Here is a 1,058-nt window from a genome sequence, read left to right as displayed (position 1 = left end):
AACAAGGACAACATACATATCGGTGAATCCAAGCCTCCAAACGTCGTTTCGCCTGTTGCTCGTCTTTACTTTTGGACACATAGCGAAAATGTTGGAGCGATTGGTAGACCGACTTTAGATAATCGCTTTCATTACACCATTCTCGTATGATTTGACGTTCTTCCTCTGTCAATTTTTCTGGGTATTGGCTCAATAAACGGCAAACGTAACGAACATTTCCGTGTTTCTTGCCTCCTTTGTCCAAATATTTGCGACAACGTTCTAAAGCATTCGTAAACAGCTGAATGACATGGAAATAATCGACCACGTGAGTCGCCTCTGGACAAATTTCTTGAATCGCTTTTTTCATCGCTGGAGCCAAATCGCTCACGACAACCTGAACAGAACGAGACACATGAGCCAATGCACGCCCAATGGCTTCCTCGTTCTTTCCTTCTTCAATGGCATACACTTCTCCCGTGTCGGCATCCATGACCGCCACTCCATAGTCATGCCCTTTTCGAAAAGCAAATTCATCGACACAAACCGCCTTTGGTTGGATATCATTCGATAGGAAGGAAGGGGCATGGGTATAAAACCAACGTTCCACGGTCGTGTAAGGAAGCTTGAGCATACGAGCTACCGCCTGGATGGATGTCCCGATACAAGATTGCGTCACCCATTGTTGAAAAGCATTCGTTGCCACACTTCGAGGAGGGATTCCTGGATAGGACGTGCTGAACGTCGCGCCACACGTACCACAACGTCTGCGCTCGACAGGAAGTTCAATCCAAAAGATTCCGATTCGCTGAGCATAGCCATGCATCCACTGCTTCTTTTTGCCTGTCATTTTGATCGTGCGTTTCAAGCACACAGGACATAATGGGCATTGTTCGGGAAGAGAAAGTTCAAAAATCCAACGTTCTTCTTCTTTTCGTACCTTTTGAATCAAAACATCTGGTAAATCGATGAGTTCTTTGATAAACTGAGAGTACATGCGAATTTTCCTCCCATGGTTCGGTTTGGTTACCTTTACCATACAGGAAAATTCGCATTTTTTGTACCCTCTATTTCTTCTA

The 1,058-nt window shown here is 44.9% G+C and carries 1 protein-coding gene; it reads right to left on the bottom strand.

The window, feature by feature from the left end:
• On the bottom strand, nt 1-976 hold a 976-nt coding region (locus tag CS060_RS13950; protein WP_099669066.1), incomplete at its 3' end, for an ISL3 family transposase.
• Nucleotides 977-1,058: the final 82 nt, after the last annotated feature.

The organism is Anoxybacillus flavithermus, from assembly GCF_002742685.1.
GTDB lineage: Bacteria > Bacillota > Bacilli > Bacillales > Anoxybacillaceae > Anoxybacillus > Anoxybacillus flavithermus_E.
The sequence above is the reverse complement of the archived record's forward strand: the minus strand, read 5'-3'. Positions and strand labels throughout refer to the sequence as shown.